We start from the raw sequence: 15,585 nt of genomic DNA on the forward strand, positions 1-15,585 counted from the left end.
CCGTCAGACCGGTGCCGGCTGCGCCTCCGGCACCTGCGACGCCGTCGCGCGCCGCCCTGCCAGGGACGTCAGTGCCACTCCGCCGACCAGCAGCGCCGCCGCGCACCATCGCAGCGGGCTCACCGACTCGTCGAGGAACAGTGCGGCGGAGGACATCCCGAAGACCGGCACGAGCAGGGTGAACGGGGCCACGGACGAAGCCGGGTGGTGGCGGAGGAGGAAGCCCCAGGCCCCGAAGCCGAAGACCGTGGTGATCCAGGCGACGTAGACGATGATGCCGACGCCGCTCCAGTCGAGCGCCGCGAGGGCCTCGGCGTCGCGGTCCGGTCCCTCGATGAGCAGGGACAGGCCGAGCAGCGGCAGTACGGGCACTGTCGACACCCACACCATGAAGTTGAGGGAGTCCGACGGGGCGGCCTTGCGGGTGAGGACGTTCGACACACCCCAGCAGGCTGCCGCCGCCACGACCAGGACGAAGGCGAGCACGGGCCCGCCCGCCCCCTCGTCGACGGCCGCGACCCCGATGCCCGCGAGGGCCACGCCCATCCCCAGTACCCGTACCCTGCCCGGCCGTTCGCCGAGCGCCAGGGCCGCGAACAGGGCGGTGAAGACCGCCTGGACCTGGAGGACGAGGGAGGAGAGCCCGGCGGGCATCCCCCGGTCCATGCCGATGAAGAGCAGCCCGAACTTGGCCACCCCGAGGACGAGGCCCACGCCGATGATCCACTTCCACGCGACGGTGGGCCGTCCGACGAGGAACACGGCGGGCAGTGCGGCGACGAGGAAGCGCAGGGCGGAGAAGAGCAGGGGCGGGAAGTGGGCGAGGCCGACCTCGATGACGACGAAGTTCACACCCCAGACGGCGGCGACGAGCGCGGCCAGGGCGATGTGGAGGGGACGCATGCACCGAGGATCGGCTGCGGGGACCGTGTAGCACCAGCGCGGATTTCTTCATGGTTGGATTAAGCGCTGCTCACGCTTTGCTCCCGGGAGGGTCCCGTGCTCGATCTGTCCCGGCTGCGCGCCCTGCACGCCGTCTCCGTCCACGGCTCCGTCGCGGGCGCGGCCGCGGCGCTCGGCTACACGGCCTCGGCGGTCTCCCAGCAGATCACCAAGCTGGAACGCGAGACCAGGACGACTCTTCTCGAGCGGCGCGGGCGCGGGGTGGCGCTCACCGAGGACGCGCTCCATCTCGCGGCCACGGCACAGCAGTTGCTGGCCATCGTGGAGCAGGCCGAGACGACGTTGGAGGAGCGCAGGGGGCGGCCGGCGGGGCGGCTGTCGATCGGCGCGTTCGCGTCCGCGGCGCGGGGGCTGCTGCCCGGTGTACTGGCGCAGCTGCAGCAGGAGCACCCGTCGCTGGACGCCCGGCTCACCGAGGTCGACCCGCACCTCTCGGTCGACCTGGTGGCGAAGGGCGTGATCGATCTCGCCGTGGCACACGACTGGGACATCGCGCCGCTTCCCGCACCGGAGGGGGTGGCGCAGGCGGTCATCGGCGACGACCGGTGCGACCTGCTGGTGCCGGAGGGGCACGCGCTCACCGGTCGGACCGCGGTGCGGCGCGAGGAGCTGGCCAAGGAGCGCTGGGTGTGCCAGCCGCCCGGCACGGTGTGCCACGACTGGCTCGTACGGACGTTGCGGGCGGCGGGGTACGAGCCGGACATCCGCCACCGGGCAGAGGAGAACCACACCCAGCTGGCCCTGGTCGCCGCGGGACTCGGTGTGGCGATGATTCCGCGGCTGGGGCGGGGGCCGCTCCCGCCCGGCGTGGTGGAGGTGCGGCTGGATCCCGTACCGGTGCGGCGGCTGTACGCGCTGTGGCGTACGGAGGCGGCGCGGCGACCGGCGATCACCGCTGCGGTGGCGGCACTTCAGGGTCACGGCGCGGGGGCGGGCCTGACGTAGCCGTCGTGGGGGACACGACTCCCCGCCGCACGGCACGGGTGTGGGCCATGTCCGGGCATGTCCACCCGTCCTCCCGCGTGTCACTGCCTTTATCGGGTGGTCCTCTTGACTGGTAGTTACTTTCCATATATCCGTACCTTCTTGGAAGTTTCTTTCAGCACCGGAAGGAGCTCACGTGCACCACCGCACCTCCAGACGCACTCTTCTCACCGCCACCGCGGCCACCGTCGCCGCGGCAGCGACGGGCGTCGCCGCCGTTCCCGGGGCCGCCCAGGCATCCACGGGCACCTCCACGGACAGCCGCCTCAAGCGGCTCATCGCCCGGATGAGCCTGGAGGAGAAGGTCGGCCAGCTCTTCGTGATGCGGGTGTACGGGCACTCCGCCACCGCACCCGACCAGGCGGACATCGACGCCAACCTCGCCGAGATCGGTGTGCGCACCGCGGCCGAGCTGATCTCCACGTACCACGTCGGCGGCATCATCTACTTCGCCTGGGCGCACAACACCCGCGACCCGCACCAGATCGCCGACCTGTCCAACGGCATCCAGCGTGCCGGGCTCGCCGGGCCCACTCCCCTGCCGCTCCTCGTCTCCACGGACCAGGAGCACGGGATCGTCTGCCGCGTCGGTGAGCCCGCCACCCTGATGCCCGGCGCGATGGCGCTGGGCGCGGGCGGCTCGCGCTCCGACGCGCGCACGGCCGGCCGGATCGCCGGGGCCGAGCTGGCCGCGCTCGGCATCAACCAGAACTACGCGCCGGACGCGGACGTCAACGTCAACCCGGCCAACCCGGTCATCGGCGTACGCTCCTTCGGCTCCGACCCGGAGTCGGTGGCCGGCCTGGTCGCCGCACAGGTGAAGGGCTACCAGAGTTCCGGAATCGCCTCCACGGCCAAGCACTTCCCCGGTCACGGCGACACCAGCACCGACAGCCACACGGGCCTGCCCTACATCCACCACACCCGTGAGCAGTGGGCGGAGCTCGACGCCCCGCCGTTCCGGGCAGCCGTCGCAGCCGGCATCGACTCGATCATGACGGCCCACATCGTGGTGCCCGCCCTCGACCCCTCGGAGGATCCGGCCACCCTGTCCCGGCCGATCCTCACCGGCATCCTGCGCGAGGAGCTCGGCTACGACGGTGTCGTGGTCACCGACTCGCTCGGCATGGAGGGCGTGCGCACGAAGTACGGCGACGAACGCGTCCCCGTGCTCGCCCTGCAGGCAGGCGTCGACCAGCTGCTCAACCCGCCGAACCTCTCCGTGGCATGGAATGCCGTCCTCGACGCCGTGCGCAACGGCGAGATCAGCGAGGCCCGCATCGAGGAGTCGATCCTGCGCATCCTGCGGCTGAAGTCGAAGCTGGGCCTGTTCCGGGACCCCTACGTCACCCACCGGGGAGTGGACCGCACGGTGGGCATCCGTACCCATCTCGCCGCCGCCGACCGGATCGCCGAGCGCACGACCACGCTGCTCGCCAACACCGGTTCGCTGCTGCCGCTCTCGCGCCGCTCCCACCGGAACCTGCTCGTGGTCGGCGCCGATCCCGCCTCCCCGTCGGGCACGACCGGACCACCGACCACGACGCTCGCCGCGGCGTTCGAGGAGCTGGGGTACACGGCCACCGCCCTGTCCACCGGCACCGCTCCCGCCCCGGCGAGGATCGGCGAAGCGGTGGCCGCCGCGCAGGGCAAGGACGCGGTGATCGTGGGGACGTACAACGTCACCGCGACCAGCTCCCAGCGCACCCTGGTCGAGGCCCTCGCGGCGACCGGGGTCCCGGTCGTCACCGTCGCCATCCGCAACCCGTACGACATCGCCCAGCTGGCCGGCACCGGTTACGCCGCGAGCCTCGCCGCGTACTCCTGGACGGACGTCGAACTCCGGGCCGCCGCCCGGGTCATCGCGGGGCGGGCCGAACCCCGGGGCAAGCTGCCGGTCCCGGTGCAGCGTGCGGACATCCCCGCGCAGGCGCTGTACCCGGTCGGCTACGGACTGTCGTACTAGACGTACGCCGCACCGTAGGCGTACCGATACCGAAGAGCGCAAAGCCCCCCGCTCACCTGGCGTGTGCCCGCTCCGGCGGGTCACGCTGGGTGTACGTCTTTACGGACGTATCGGGGGGTCGACCATGTCCGAGCACCGTGTCCCGGGGGTCCTGCACGTCCTGCTGTCCGCACTCGCGGCCCTGTCCCTGAGTGCCTGCCAGCAGCCCGTGGGCGGCGCCTCGGGGCCCGGGGCCGACGGGCGGCGGGACAGTACCGCGCCGTCCGGTTACGGGGTGGTGTTCCTGGGGCCCGCCGACTGCAGTTCCCGTGGGGACGTTGTCCGTGAGGTGTCGTGCCGCAGCGAGAAGGCGGCGGCGCGGGTACTGACCAGGTACACGGGTGCGCCCTCGGAGGGCCCGGCCTGCCCGCCCTCCACCGATTTCGTGCTGCACATCTCGCGGAGCGGCCCCTCCCAGGAGCCCGCCGTGCCCGGCGGGTACGCGTGCATGCGCAATCTGGAGTCCCCGCATCCGGGCGATCCCGGGCAGGGCGGAGGCCCCCTGACCGTCGTCGGGGACTGCGTCTACGGCTCGCGCAAGGGTGAGGTCAGGGAGACGGCCTGTGACGGATCGGGGGAGCGGCCACCGGAGTTCGAGGTCGGCTCCGCGGTGGAGCGGCGCGGCCTCTGCCCGGACACGACGGATCTCTTCGTGCAGCTGGGCGGGGAGACGCCGGTGGGCTGTGCGCGCCGGGTGTGAACCCCGGTGCGCACAGCCCACGTCGGCCGATCGGCCCCCGCTACGCCCGGCTACGGCCGCAGCGTGCCCTGGTTCCGCTCGAGCTCGGCGTCCCGCTTGTCCAGACGCGCGTCGAACTTCGCGAGCGGCTTCGCCTTCGCCGGGTCGGCCTCGACGGCCGCGGGGGCCACTCCGGCCCAGCGCAGGATGGCCGCGGTGGCGTTCGCCTTCTCGTCGGCGACGAGACCGGCGACCTTGGAGCCGTGGTTGCCGCCGGGCACGGTGTAGACGTAGCTGTCACGCGCGCCCCTGCCGAGGCGGAAGGGCTCGGCACCCCACGGGTCGTTCTCCCCGTAGACGTACAGCATGTGCCGGGCGTTGTTCCTGACCCAGCTGTCGATGTCCCGCATCGCCGAGGGCTGGAACTTCATGGAGATGTCGCGCGGTACGAAGCTGCGCGGCGGCTGGTAGCCGTACCGGCTCAGGTTGCCGAGCCACGGCTGCCTGATGTCGGGCGATCCGAGCTGCGTGCCCGCCTGGTAGTAGTACGGCGTGTACGTCCCCAGGCCCTGGTCGGCATAGGCCGAGAAGCCGGAGATGCCGTCGATCGAGTCCCAGATCTCCTGGTCGGTCGCCTTGGCGGCGTCGGCCGGGATGGCCTCGCAGTCGGCGAGCAGGCTGTACTGCCAGAACGCCCAGACGTAGTCCATGACGACGGCTTCGTACGCCTTGTCGAGCGAGCCCACGGTGTTGAAGGTGTAGCCGCCCTCGGCTGCGTACGCCTCGTACTTCTTCTCCAGCGGCCCGCGGCGGACGAGGGCCTCGCGCTGGACACCGGAGAGCCGGTCGCGGCACTCCTTGGTGCCGACGCGGGCGAGGAAGCGGTCGTAGGCCGAGTCCTCGTTGTTCACCACGTCGTTGGGCGCGACGTAGGCGACGACGCCGTCCATGTCCTTCGGGTAGAAGCGCTCGAAGTAGGTGGCGGTCATGCCGCCCTTGGAGCCGCCGGTGGTCAGCCAGTTCTCGGAGTAGATCTTCTTCAGCGCGGTGAAGACGCGGTGCTGGTCACTGGCGGCCTGCCAGATGTCGAGCTTCGACCAGTCCGCCGGCGCGGGGCGGGACGGAGTGAAGAAGCGGTACTCCAGCGAGACCTGGTTGCCGTCGATGATCTGCGTCGGCTCGCTGCGGCTGGGGTTGGTCGAGACGTTGTAGCCGCTGGTGAAGAAGACCGTCGGTCGGCTCGTGTCCTTGTGCAGCAGGGTGATGCGCTGCTGGAACGTGCCCTTGGACGGCCTCTTGTGGTCGATCGGCTGGGTGTAGTTGAGGACGAAGTAGCGGTACCCGGGGTACGGCTTCTCCTCGATCAGACTCATGCCCGGGATGGCCAGGATGCGGTCCTTGATGTCCTCGCTGCTGCTGGTCGAGCCGCTGCTCTGCTTCGCGGTCGGTTCCGCGGCGGTGGCCGCACCGGCCGAGGCACCCGTCGCACTCACTGTGCCTATGAGCACCGCGAGCGACAGGACCCCTCTGAGCGCCTTGCGCATGCACCCTCCCCTTGATTCACGACAGTCGCCGCGAACCTAGCCGGGGTAACACCTGCAACGCCAGACCCAGTTGTGCGTCAGCACAGGATCCATCCCGTGGATGCCGATTTGCCCGCGATGGAACCGGACGCACGGACGCAGCGGTTGAGCGCGTGGACCGTGACGGGACCGGCCAGCTTGGTGAACCTGCCGCTGTCGACGGCCGCCCGGCCGCCGCGCGGCTGCAGGGACACGCGCATGGCGCGGCGCGCACCCGGCTTGTCGGCGACGGTGACGGCGCACGCGTAGGCGCGGCTCTCGTAGACGCGCAGTGAGCCGGTGGAGAACGTCACCGTCTTGACCAGCCGTCCGGAGCAGGCCGCAGCGGCGTGCGCCGGGGAGCTGCCCGAGGTGCCGAGCACCAGCCCGACGGCTCCGAGCAGCGGCAGGACGAACAGGAGGACCGCCGCGCGTCTCCCGGCGGGCCCTCCCGACGGTCTCGACGACCTCAGCGGTCCCACCACCCCGTCCACCCCACCTGTTCCGTCTGTTCCATCGAACATTCCGAGCCTCGCCAGACACATGTACGTATGTGCGTACGACGCCGAGGCGGGCCGAAAGGTTCCGGGAACGGGCGGAGTGGCCGGACGGTGTCACACACCCGCCGGTGTGTCCTCCCCTATGTCCTCGCCTATGAAGGTGCGCCACAGCCGGGCGTACGTCCCGTCCCTGGCGAGCAGTTCGTCATGCGTGCCGTCCTCGGCGACCCTGCCGTGGTCCATCACCACGACCCGGTCGGCGCGGGCGGCCGTCGTCAGCCGGTGGGCCACCACGAGCGTGGTGCGGCGGCCGGTCAGCCGGTCGGTGGCCTGATTGACCAGCGCCTCGCTGGCGAGGTCCAGGGAGGCGGTCGCCTCGTCGAGGAGGAGGATGTCGGGGTCGACCAGCTCGGCGCGGGCGAGGGCGATCAGCTGGCGCTGGCCGGCCGAGAGGTTGCGGCCGCGCTCGGCGACCTCGTGCAGATAGCCGTCCTCGAGGGTGGCGATCATGTCGTGCGCGCCGACCCCCCTGGCCGCCGCCTCCACCTGCGCGTCGGTGGCGTCGGGCAGGCCGTAGGCGATGGCGTCGCGGACCGTACCGGCGAAGAGGTAGGCCTCCTGCGGTACGACTCCGAGCCGGTGCCGGTACGCGGTCATGTCGAGTGCACGCAGATCGGTGCCGTCCGCCGTGACCCGCCCGCTCGTCGGGTCGTAGAAGCGGGCCACGAGCTTGACGAGCGTGGACTTCCCCGCTCCGGTCTCGCCGACGAACGCGACCGTCTGACCCGCCGGGATCCGCAGGTCGATGCCCGTGAGGGCCTCCTCCTCACCCTTCTCGCCGTCGAAGGCGCCGTAGGCGAAGGAGACGTCCTCGAAGGCGATCTCGCCGCGCAGCGAGGAGACGTCCTGCGGCGCGTCGTGGTCGGCCGTGGACGTGGGCTCCCGGAGGAGTTCCTGGATCCGGCCGAGGGAGACCGTGGCTTGCTGGTAACCGTCGAAGACCTGGGACAGCTGCTGCACGGGGGCGAAGAACAGGTCGATGTAGAGGAGGTAGGCGACCAGCGCACCCGTGGTGAGCGTGCCGTTGTCGACGCGGCCCGCGCCGACGATCAGCACGGCGGCCGCGGCGACCGAGGCGAGTAGCTGCACGAACGGGAAGTACACGGAGATCAGCCACTGCCCGCGCACCCGGGCCTGGCGGTAGTGGTCGCTGCGGGCCGCGAACTGCTCGGCGCCGTCCTGCTCGCGCCGGAACGCCTGCACGATCCGCAGGCCGGAGACGGACTCCTGGAGGTCGGCGTTGACGACGCTGATGCGTGTACGGGCGAGCTCGTACGCCTTGACGCTCTTGCGGCGGAAGAAGAACGTGCCGACGATCAGCGGCGGCAGCGTCGCGAACACGACCAGGGCCAGCTGGACGTCGAGGACGAGCAGGACTCCGGTGATGCCGAAGAAAGTGACGACGGAGACGAAGGCCGTGACCAGACCGGTCTGGAGGAAGGTGGACAGCGCGTCCACGTCCGTCGTCATCCGGGTCATGATCCGGCCGGTCAGCTCGCGCTCGTAGTAGTCGAGGCCGAGCCGCTGGAGCTGCGCGAAGATCTTGAGGCGGAGTGAGTACAGGACGCGTTCGCCCGTACGCCCGGTCATCCGGGTCTCGCCGATCTGGGCCGCCCACTGCACGAGGACGGCCAGCAGTCCGAGTCCCGCAGCCGCCCAGACCGCGCCGAGCGCCATCTTGGTGACGCCGTCGTCGATGCCGTGCCGGATCAGTACGGGCAGGAGCAGGCCCATGCCCGCGTCGACGGCGACCAGCCCCAGGCTCACGAGCAGCGGGAGCCCGAAGCCGCGCAGCAGCCTGCGCAGCCCGTACGACTCCTCGGGACGGACCGCGCTCGCCTCGTCGATGCCGGGGGCGTCCGTGGCGGGCGGCAGCGCGTCGACCTGGGCGAGGAGCTCGGGGGTTGCGGGCATTCCTGCCGCGGCCGTGTCGCGCTGCTCCTCCTTGCGGATCCACAGCTCGGGGGTGACGCCGCGCTCGGCGTCGAACTCGGCCTCCAGTTCCTCCTGGAGCGCGCGGTCGTCGTCCTCGGGCGCCCCGGTCATGACCGGCTGGTGGCCCGGTGAGGTGCCGCCCAGCTCGTCGGGGTCGGTGAGGAGCCGGCGGTAGAGCGCGGAGCGCTGTTCCAGCTCCGCGTGCGTGCCGATGTCGGCGAGCCGCCCCTGGTCGAGGACCGCGATGCGGTCGGCGAGGCCGAGGGTGGAGCGGCGGTGCGCTATCAGCAGGGTCGTGCGACCGGCCATGACCTGGGCCAGGGCCTCGTGGATCTCGTGCTCCACCCGGGCGTCGACGGCGGAGGTGGCGTCGTCGAGGAGGAGCAGCCGGGGGTCGGTGAGGATGGCGCGGGCGAGCGCGACGCGCTGGCGCTGGCCGCCGGAGAGGGTGAGCCCGTGCTCGCCGACGGTGGTGTCGTACCCCTCGGGCAGCTCGGAGATGAATCCGTGGGCCTGGGCGGCGCCGGCGGCCTGCTCGATCTGCTCCTGGGTGGCCCCCGGGAACCCGTACGCGATGTTGGCGCGGATCGTGTCGGAGAAGAGGAAGCTGTCCTCCGGTACGAGCCCGATGGCGGCCCTGAGCGAGTTCTGGGTCAGCTCGCGGACGTCGTGGCCACCGACGAGGACGGCGCCGTGCGTCACGTCGTAGAAGCGGGGCAGCAGGAGCGAGACGGTGGACTTGCCGCTGCCGGAGGCGCCGACGACGGCGACCGTCTCGCCGGGCTCGATGGTGAGGGAGAAGCCGTCGAGTACGGGGCGCTCCTCGTCGTAGCCGAAGCGCACGTCGTCGAACTCGACGCGGGCGGGGGCGTCGGCCGGGAGCTCCTTCGTACCGTCCTGCATGGACGGTTCGGTGTCGATCAGCTCCAGGACGCGCTCCACACCGGCCCGTGCCTGCTGGCCGACGGTCAGGACCATGGCGAGCATCCGGACGGGGCCGACGAGCTGGGCGAGATAGGTGGAGAAGGCGACGAACGTACCGAGGGTGATCTCGCCGCGGGTGGCGAGCCAGCCGCCGAGCGCCAGCATGGCGACCTGGCCGAAGGCGGGGACGGCCTGGAGGGCGGGGGTGTAGCGGGAGTTCAGCCTGATGGTGCGCAGCCGGCCCGCGAAGAGCCTGCGGCTGACCTCGCGGAGCTTGCCCGTCTCCTGCTCCTCCTGCCCGAACCCCTTGACGACCCGGACTCCGGACACGGCCCCGTCGACCACTCCGGCGACGGCGGCGGCCTGGCTCTGCGCGTACCAGGTGGCGGGGAAGAGGCGGGTGCGGGAGCGGCGGGCGATGAACCAGAGGGCGGGGGCGACGGCGAGGGCGATGAGGGTCAGCGGCAGCGACAGCCACGCCATGATCACCAGGGAGATGATGAAGAGCAGGATGTTCCCGATGGTCATCGGGAGCATGAAGAGGAGCCCCTGGATCAGCTGAAGGTCGCTGGTGGCGCGCCCGACGACCTGTCCGGTCGACAGCTCGTCCTGCCGCTTCCCGTCGAGCCGGGTGAGCGTCGTGTACATCTCGGTACGCAGGTCGTGCTGTACGTCGAGGGCGAGCCGGCCGCCGTAGTACCGGCGGACGAAGGTGGCGGCGTAGACCAGGACGGCCGCGCCGATGAGGAATCCGGTCCAGACGCCGAGGGAACGGGTGTGGTCGCCGACGACATCGTCGATGATCACCTTGGTGATCAGCGGGACGAGGGCCATCACGGCCATACCGGCGAGCGACGACCCGAGCGCCAGCACGACATTGCGCCGGTAGCGCCACGCGTATCCCGTCAGCCGCCGGCCCCACCCCTGTCGGTCGGCGCCCTGTTCCTTCGCGCCCTGCACCTTCGTGCCCGCCACCCCGTGCCTCCAGTCCGCCCCGCTGTCCCACCTGACCTACCGCACGTCACCAACGCGGTCAGCTGCGGATTTCATCCCGCTGCAACAATTCTCGGCCCATGGTCGGAGACGGTACTCGGGTGGTCCTAGGACCACCCGGGGGCGAGCCGGGCGCCCGGGCCGGGCTTCCGGGCGCCCGGCGGGCGGGTTCGGCCGGTGGGCGACCGGGTAGTCATGTCCGCTGACCGGCACCGGGGACGACGGGGACAGGGGGGCTCCATGGCGAACGGCGGGCACGCGGAGGCATTCCGTTGCGGACAGCTCTACGCGGCGCTGGCAGCGCTGCAGAAGTGCAGCGACGGACCGCATCACTCGCTGGGCCGGCCCGCGACGGTGAAGAACATCCTGAGATCACCTTCGAAGGTGCTCAACGATCATCTGTGGCGGGTCGGGAAGTATCTGGTCACTGCGCACAACAATGGACAGGGTGCGGCGGCGGCGGTGCTCTTCCGGTCGATCCCCGATCTCCTGCCGACGCGGAAGGAACCCCCGTTCGCCCTCGACGCCGGGCAGCGGGAGCAGTTCCAGCTCGGCGCCGAGGCCCAGAAGGCCGAGATCGAGAAGGCTCTGCGGTCGCTGTAGGCGCCCGGGGTGCCCGAAGGCACGGCCGTCCGCGTACCCGGGCACGGCTCCCCGGGTACGCGGACGTCAGGTGCTCACAGGTGCGTCGGCTCGAACATCCTCAGCAGAGCGGGGAGCACGACCACCGACGGGCCGGGGCTCGCCAATGCCTTGCCCAGGTCCGCGGCCAGGGACTCGGGCGTCGTCAGGACCGCGGGGACCCCGAAGGACTCGGCCAGGGCGACGAAGTCCGGCCGGGTCAGTTCCGTCGCCGTGGCCTCGCCGAAGGCACCCGTCATGTACTCGCGCAGGATGCCGTAGCCGCCGTCGTCGACGATCAGCCAGGTGACGGGCAGGTCGTACTGCCGCGCGGTGGCGAGCTCGGCGATCGAGTACATCGCGCCGCCGTCGCCGGAGACCGCCAGCACGGGCTTCGTACGGTCGGCCGCCGCTGCGCCGATCGCGGCCGGGAAGCCGTAGCCGAGGCCGCCCGCGCCCTGCGCCGAGTGCATCGTGTTGGGGTGGCGGGCGTCGAAGGCGGACCAGGCCCAGTAGGCGAGGATCGTCATGTCCCAGAAGCTGGGCGAGGTGTCGGGCAGTGCCTCGCGGACCGAGGCGAGCACCTGCTGCTCCAGGGTGAGGTCCTGGGCGGCGATCCTGTCGTGGACGGCCCCCAGGACCGCCGCGACGCGCTCGGGCGCGGTCGCGTCCTCGCGGGCCTCCACCGCGTCCAGGAGGTCGTCGAGTGCCTCGCGGGCGTCGGAGTGGATGCCGAGTGCGGGGTGGTTGGACTCCAGCTTCCCGGCGTCGGCCTCGATCTGGATGACCCGGCCGCGGGGAGCGAACGTGTGGTAGTTCGAGGAGAGTTCGCCGAGCCCGGAGCCGACGACCAGCAGCACGTCCGCGGACTCCAGGAAGTCCGTGGTGTGCCGGTCCTCCAGCCAGGACCGGAGCGAGAGCGGGTGCTCCCAGGGGAAGGCGCCCTTGCCGCCGAACGTGGTGACGACCGGGGCGTTGATCTTCTCCGCGAGCGCGAGCAGCTTGCCGGTCGCGTCGGACCGTACGACTCCGCCGCCCGCGATGATCGCGGGCCGCTCGGCGTTCGACAGCAGGTGGGCTGCCGCGACGGTCAGTTCGGGGCGCGGGTACAGCTCGCGCGGGGTCGCGTCGAGTGCGCTGACGACCGGCAGGACCGTCCCGGCGAGCAGCACGTCCTGCGGGATCTCCACCCAGACCGGCCCGTGCGGAGCGGTGAGCGCGGACTCCCAGGCGGCGGCGATCGCGGACGGGATCTGCGAGGCCGTACGCACGGTGTGCACGGACTTCACGATGTCGCGGAACGAGGCCTTCTGGTCGCGGAGTTCGTGCAGGTAGCCGTGGCGTCCGCCGCCGAGCCCGGCGGTCGGGATCTGGCTGGAGATCGCCAGCACGGGGGCGGACGCCGCCGCCGCTTCCTGGAGTGCGGCGAGGGAGGTCAGGGCGCCCGGTCCGGTGGAGAGGAGCAGCGGGGCGACCTCCCCGGTGATCCGGCCGTAGGCGTCGGCGGCGAAGCCCGCGTTGTTCTCGACGCGCAGCCCGATGTACGCGAGGGAGGAGCGCCGCAGTGCGTCGAACATGCCGAGCGCGTGCTGGCCGGGCAGTCCGAAGACGGTGGTGGCGCCGAGGCCCTGGAGGGTCTCGACCACGAGGTCTCCGCCGTTGCGTCCGGCCGGCGGGTTCAGGGCCGCCTCGGCCTGCGCGGGGGTGAGCCGGGGCCGGTCGTCGTGGTCGTGGCTCACTTGGCCTGCGCTCCCTTGGCCGCCGCGATCTGGCGGGCCATGATCGTCGTGAGTTCGTACGCCGTGTGGGAGGCGGCGACGGAGGTGATCTCCGCGTGGTCGTACGCGGGGGCCACCTCGACCAGGTCCGCGGAGACCAGGTTGCAGGAGGAGAGACCGCGCAGGATCTCCAGGAGCTCGCGCGAGGTCAGGCCGCCGGCCTCGGGGGTGCCGGTGCCGGGGGCGTGCGCCGGGTCGAGGACGTCGATGTCGATGGAGATGTAGAGCGGCCGGTCGCCGATGCGCTGGCGCAGCTGGTCGGCGATCTCGTCGACACCGCGCCGCATGACGTCGGCGGAGGTGACGATGCCGAAGCCCATCTTCTCGTCGTCGGTGAGGTCCTGCTTGCCGTACAGCGGGCCGCGCGTACCGACGTGGGAGAGCGCCTCGGTGTCGAGGATGCCCTCCTCGACGGCCCGGCGGAACGGGGTGCCGTGGGTGTACTCGGCGCCGAAGTAGGTGTCCCAGGTGTCCAGGTGCGCGTCGAAGTGGAGCAGGGCGACGGGGCCGTGCTTCTTGGCGACGGAACGCAGCAGGGGCAGCGCGATGGTGTGGTCGCCGCCGAGGGTCATCAGGCGGGCACCGGTGGAGAGCAGGTCGTCGGCGGCGGCCTCGACCGTGTCGACGGCCTCGTTGATGTTGAACGGGTTCGCGGCGATGTCACCGGCGTCGGCGACCTGGGCGAGGGCGAACGGGGAGGCGTCCTGCGCCGGGTTGTAGGGGCGCAGGAGGCGGGAGGCCTCGCGGATGGCGTTGCCGCCGAAGCGCGCGCCGGGGCGGTAGGAGACGCCGCTGTCGAAGGGCACGCCGACCACGGCGATGTCGGCGGTGCCGACCTCGTCGAGCCGCGGCAGCCGGGCGAACGTCGCGGGACCGGCGTACCGCGGGACGCGGGAGGAGTCGACGGGGCCGCGCGGCGATTCGTTGCTGCTCATGGGGCGGAGTGCCTTTCCTTCGGTTTTCGTACGGTATCCAGTGTGCGGGAGGCGGTGGTGTGCGGGCCCCCCGGAAACGGTTTCGTCCTCGGGCGCCGGACGGGCCGGGACTGTGTGGTCAGGCCCGTCCGGCGATCGAGGACAACGAGGGGGTCAGGTGGTGGCCGGCTCCGGGGCGGGCGCCGGCTCGGCCTCCGCACCGCGGCCCGCCAGCCGTTCGCGCCAGGCGACCAGCACCGCGGCGTCCGTCGGCTTCGTCGCCAGCGAGACGACCACGTACACGGCGAGCGAGGCGAGCAGCCCGTAGTAGACCGGCTCGTTGGCGAGGATCCCGTAGGTCGCCATCAGCCCGATCACCGCGACGCCGCCCACGCAGACGGAGGCCAGCGCGCCCGCGGCCGTGCCCCTGCGCCACAGGAGGCCGCCCAGGATCGGCACCAGCAGCCCGCCGACGAGCAGGTTGTAGGCGACGGTCAGGGCTTCGACGACGTTGTTGAGCGCGATGGCGATGGCGATGACGGCGATGCCCATGATCAGGATGAAGATCCGGTTGCCCTTCACCTCGTCGCGCTCCTCACCGTCTCCCCTGGTGACCGCGCCCCGCAGCCGCGACCAGATGTCGTTGTTGGCCACGGTCGCGCAGGCGATCAGCGCACCGGAGGACGTCGACATCACCGCGGCGAGTGCGGCTGCCAGCACCAGGCCGCGCACGCCGACCGGCAGTTCGTCCTTGACGATGGTCGCGAAGGCGGCGTCCGCGCTGGGCAGGTTCGGGTACATGACCTTGGCGGCCGTGCCGATGACGGCCCCGGCGACCGCGTACACCAGACAGTAGGTCCCGGCGACGGTTCCGCCCCAGCGTGCCGTGCGGTCGCTGCGGGCCGTGAACACGCGCTGCCAGATGTCCTGGCCGATCAGCATGCCGAAGGTGTAGATCAGGACGTACGTGAAGATCGTCTCGCCGCCGATGCCCAACGGGTCGAAGTACTCGGTGGGCAGCTGGGCCTTCATCTCGCTGAAGCCGCCCGCCTTGATGACCGCGATCGGCAGGAGCAGCAGCAGGACGCCGATCGTCTTGACGACGAACTGCACCATGTCGGTGAGCGTGATCGACCACATGCCGCCGAGCGTCGAGTACGCGACGACGATGGCGCCGCCGAGGATGATCGACAGGGTGCGGTCGAGGTCGAAGAGGACGTCGAAGATCGTGGCGTACGCGATCGTCGAGGTGACCGCGAGCATCAGGGTGTAGGCCCACATGACGACACCGGATATGAGCCCCGCCCTGCCGCCGTAGCGCAGGTCGAGCATCTCGGAGACGGTGTAGACCTTCAGCCGGGCGATGCGGGCCGAGAAGAAGACGGACAGGGCGAGCAGCCCGAGGCCGATGGTGAAGACCATCCAGGCGCCGGAGAGCCCGTACTGGTAGCCGAGGCCGACCCCGCCGATCGTCGAGGCGCCGCCGAGGACGATCGCCGCCATGGTGCCGGAGTACATCCAGGGGCCGAGCCGCCGGCCGGCGACCAGGAACTCGCTCTTGGACTTGGCGCGGCGCATGCCCCACCAGCCCATGGCGAGCATGCCGGCCAGATAGACGACGATCACTGCGTAGTCGACAGCCATGGGCTTCCTCCGTCTCGTCTCGA

At 71.4% G+C, this 15,585-nt stretch carries 11 protein-coding genes; 4 read left to right on the forward strand and 7 right to left on the reverse strand.

Annotated elements, in window-relative coordinates:
* Positions 1-3: 3 nt before the first annotated feature.
* On the reverse strand, positions 4-903 hold the full coding sequence (locus ACFQ6X_RS17995; RefSeq protein WP_383182506.1) for an EamA family transporter: 900 nt from the start codon (positions 901-903) through the stop codon (positions 4-6).
* A gap of 96 nt (positions 904-999) precedes the next feature.
* On the opposite strand from ACFQ6X_RS17995, the gene ACFQ6X_RS18000 reads away from it, so the two are divergent.
* The 3 genes from ACFQ6X_RS18000 (at position 1,000) to ACFQ6X_RS18010 (ending at position 4,652) form a co-directional block, all read left to right on the forward strand.
* The gene (locus ACFQ6X_RS18000) at positions 1,000-1,908 is read left to right on the forward strand and encodes a LysR substrate-binding domain-containing protein (protein ID WP_383182508.1); all 909 of its coding nucleotides are present in this window, start codon (positions 1,000-1,002) and stop codon (positions 1,906-1,908) included.
* Positions 1,909-2,083: 175 nt separating this feature from the next.
* Positions 2,084-3,913 (forward strand): glycoside hydrolase family 3 protein, encoded by a 1,830-nt coding sequence (locus tag ACFQ6X_RS18005; RefSeq protein ID WP_383182510.1) that lies wholly within the window; start codon positions 2,084-2,086, stop codon positions 3,911-3,913.
* Between the two features lie 124 nt (positions 3,914-4,037).
* Complete coding sequence (locus tag ACFQ6X_RS18010) at positions 4,038-4,652, forward strand: hypothetical protein (protein WP_383182512.1); 615 nt, start codon at positions 4,038-4,040, stop codon at positions 4,650-4,652.
* Positions 4,653-4,702: 50 nt separating this feature from the next.
* Here the strand turns inward: ACFQ6X_RS18010 and ACFQ6X_RS18015 are convergent, their stop codons facing one another.
* From ACFQ6X_RS18015 to ACFQ6X_RS18025, 3 genes are all read right to left on the reverse strand, one after another.
* Entirely contained in the window at positions 4,703-6,175 is a 1,473-nt protein-coding gene (locus ACFQ6X_RS18015) for a S28 family serine protease (protein WP_383182514.1), read from the reverse strand.
* Between the two features lie 77 nt (positions 6,176-6,252).
* Entirely contained in the window at positions 6,253-6,717 is a 465-nt protein-coding gene (locus ACFQ6X_RS18020; protein ID WP_383182516.1) for a hypothetical protein, read from the reverse strand.
* 90 nt (positions 6,718-6,807) lie between these two features.
* Positions 6,808-10,587: an ABC transporter ATP-binding protein gene (locus ACFQ6X_RS18025; protein ID WP_383182518.1), complete on the reverse strand. Its 3,780-nt coding sequence runs from the start codon at positions 10,585-10,587 to the stop codon at positions 6,808-6,810.
* A 258-nt stretch (positions 10,588-10,845) separates the two neighbouring features.
* Between ACFQ6X_RS18025 and ACFQ6X_RS18030 the strand changes: the two genes are divergently transcribed.
* Complete coding sequence (locus ACFQ6X_RS18030; RefSeq protein ID WP_383182520.1) at positions 10,846-11,208, forward strand: hypothetical protein; 363 nt, start codon at positions 10,846-10,848, stop codon at positions 11,206-11,208.
* Between the two features lie 74 nt (positions 11,209-11,282).
* Here ACFQ6X_RS18030 and ACFQ6X_RS18035 read toward each other — a convergent pair whose 3' ends face one another.
* The 3 genes from ACFQ6X_RS18035 to ACFQ6X_RS18045 form a co-directional block, all read right to left on the reverse strand.
* The gene (locus tag ACFQ6X_RS18035; RefSeq protein ID WP_383182522.1) at positions 11,283-12,965 is read right to left on the reverse strand and encodes a thiamine pyrophosphate-binding protein; all 1,683 of its coding nucleotides are present in this window, start codon (positions 12,963-12,965) and stop codon (positions 11,283-11,285) included.
* The gene (gene speB / locus ACFQ6X_RS18040) at positions 12,962-13,939 is read right to left on the reverse strand and encodes an agmatinase (protein ID WP_383182524.1); all 978 of its coding nucleotides are present in this window, start codon (positions 13,937-13,939) and stop codon (positions 12,962-12,964) included. Before speB ends, ACFQ6X_RS18035 begins: the two co-directional genes overlap by 4 nt.
* 153 nt (positions 13,940-14,092) lie before the next feature.
* On the reverse strand, positions 14,093-15,562 hold the full coding sequence (locus tag ACFQ6X_RS18045) for a sodium:solute symporter (protein WP_383182526.1): 1,470 nt from the start codon (positions 15,560-15,562) through the stop codon (positions 14,093-14,095).
* Positions 15,563-15,585: the final 23 nt, after the last annotated feature.

The organism is Streptomyces sp. NPDC056452 (assembly GCF_042796085.1).
Lineage (GTDB): Bacteria > Actinomycetota > Actinomycetes > Streptomycetales > Streptomycetaceae > Streptomyces.

Excerpts from the sequence above, each read along its gene's own strand:
- ACFQ6X_RS17995 (WP_383182506.1), bottom strand. The coding sequence starts at position 903 with ATGCGTCCCCTCCACATCGCCCTGGCCGCGCTCGTCGCCGCCGTCTGG.
- ACFQ6X_RS18010 (WP_383182512.1), top strand. The coding sequence starts at position 4,038 with ATGTCCGAGCACCGTGTCCCGGGGGTCCTGCACGTCCTGCTGTCCGCA.
- ACFQ6X_RS18015 (WP_383182514.1), bottom strand. The coding sequence starts at position 6,175 with ATGCGCAAGGCGCTCAGAGGGGTCCTGTCGCTCGCGGTGCTCATAGGC.
- ACFQ6X_RS18020 (WP_383182516.1), bottom strand. The coding sequence starts at position 6,717 with ATGTTCGATGGAACAGACGGAACAGGTGGGGTGGACGGGGTGGTGGGA.
- ACFQ6X_RS18030 (WP_383182520.1), top strand. The coding sequence starts at position 10,846 with ATGGCGAACGGCGGGCACGCGGAGGCATTCCGTTGCGGACAGCTCTAC.
- speB (WP_383182524.1), bottom strand. The coding sequence starts at position 13,939 with ATGAGCAGCAACGAATCGCCGCGCGGCCCCGTCGACTCCTCCCGCGTC.
- ACFQ6X_RS18045 (WP_383182526.1), bottom strand. The coding sequence starts at position 15,562 with ATGGCTGTCGACTACGCAGTGATCGTCGTCTATCTGGCCGGCATGCTC.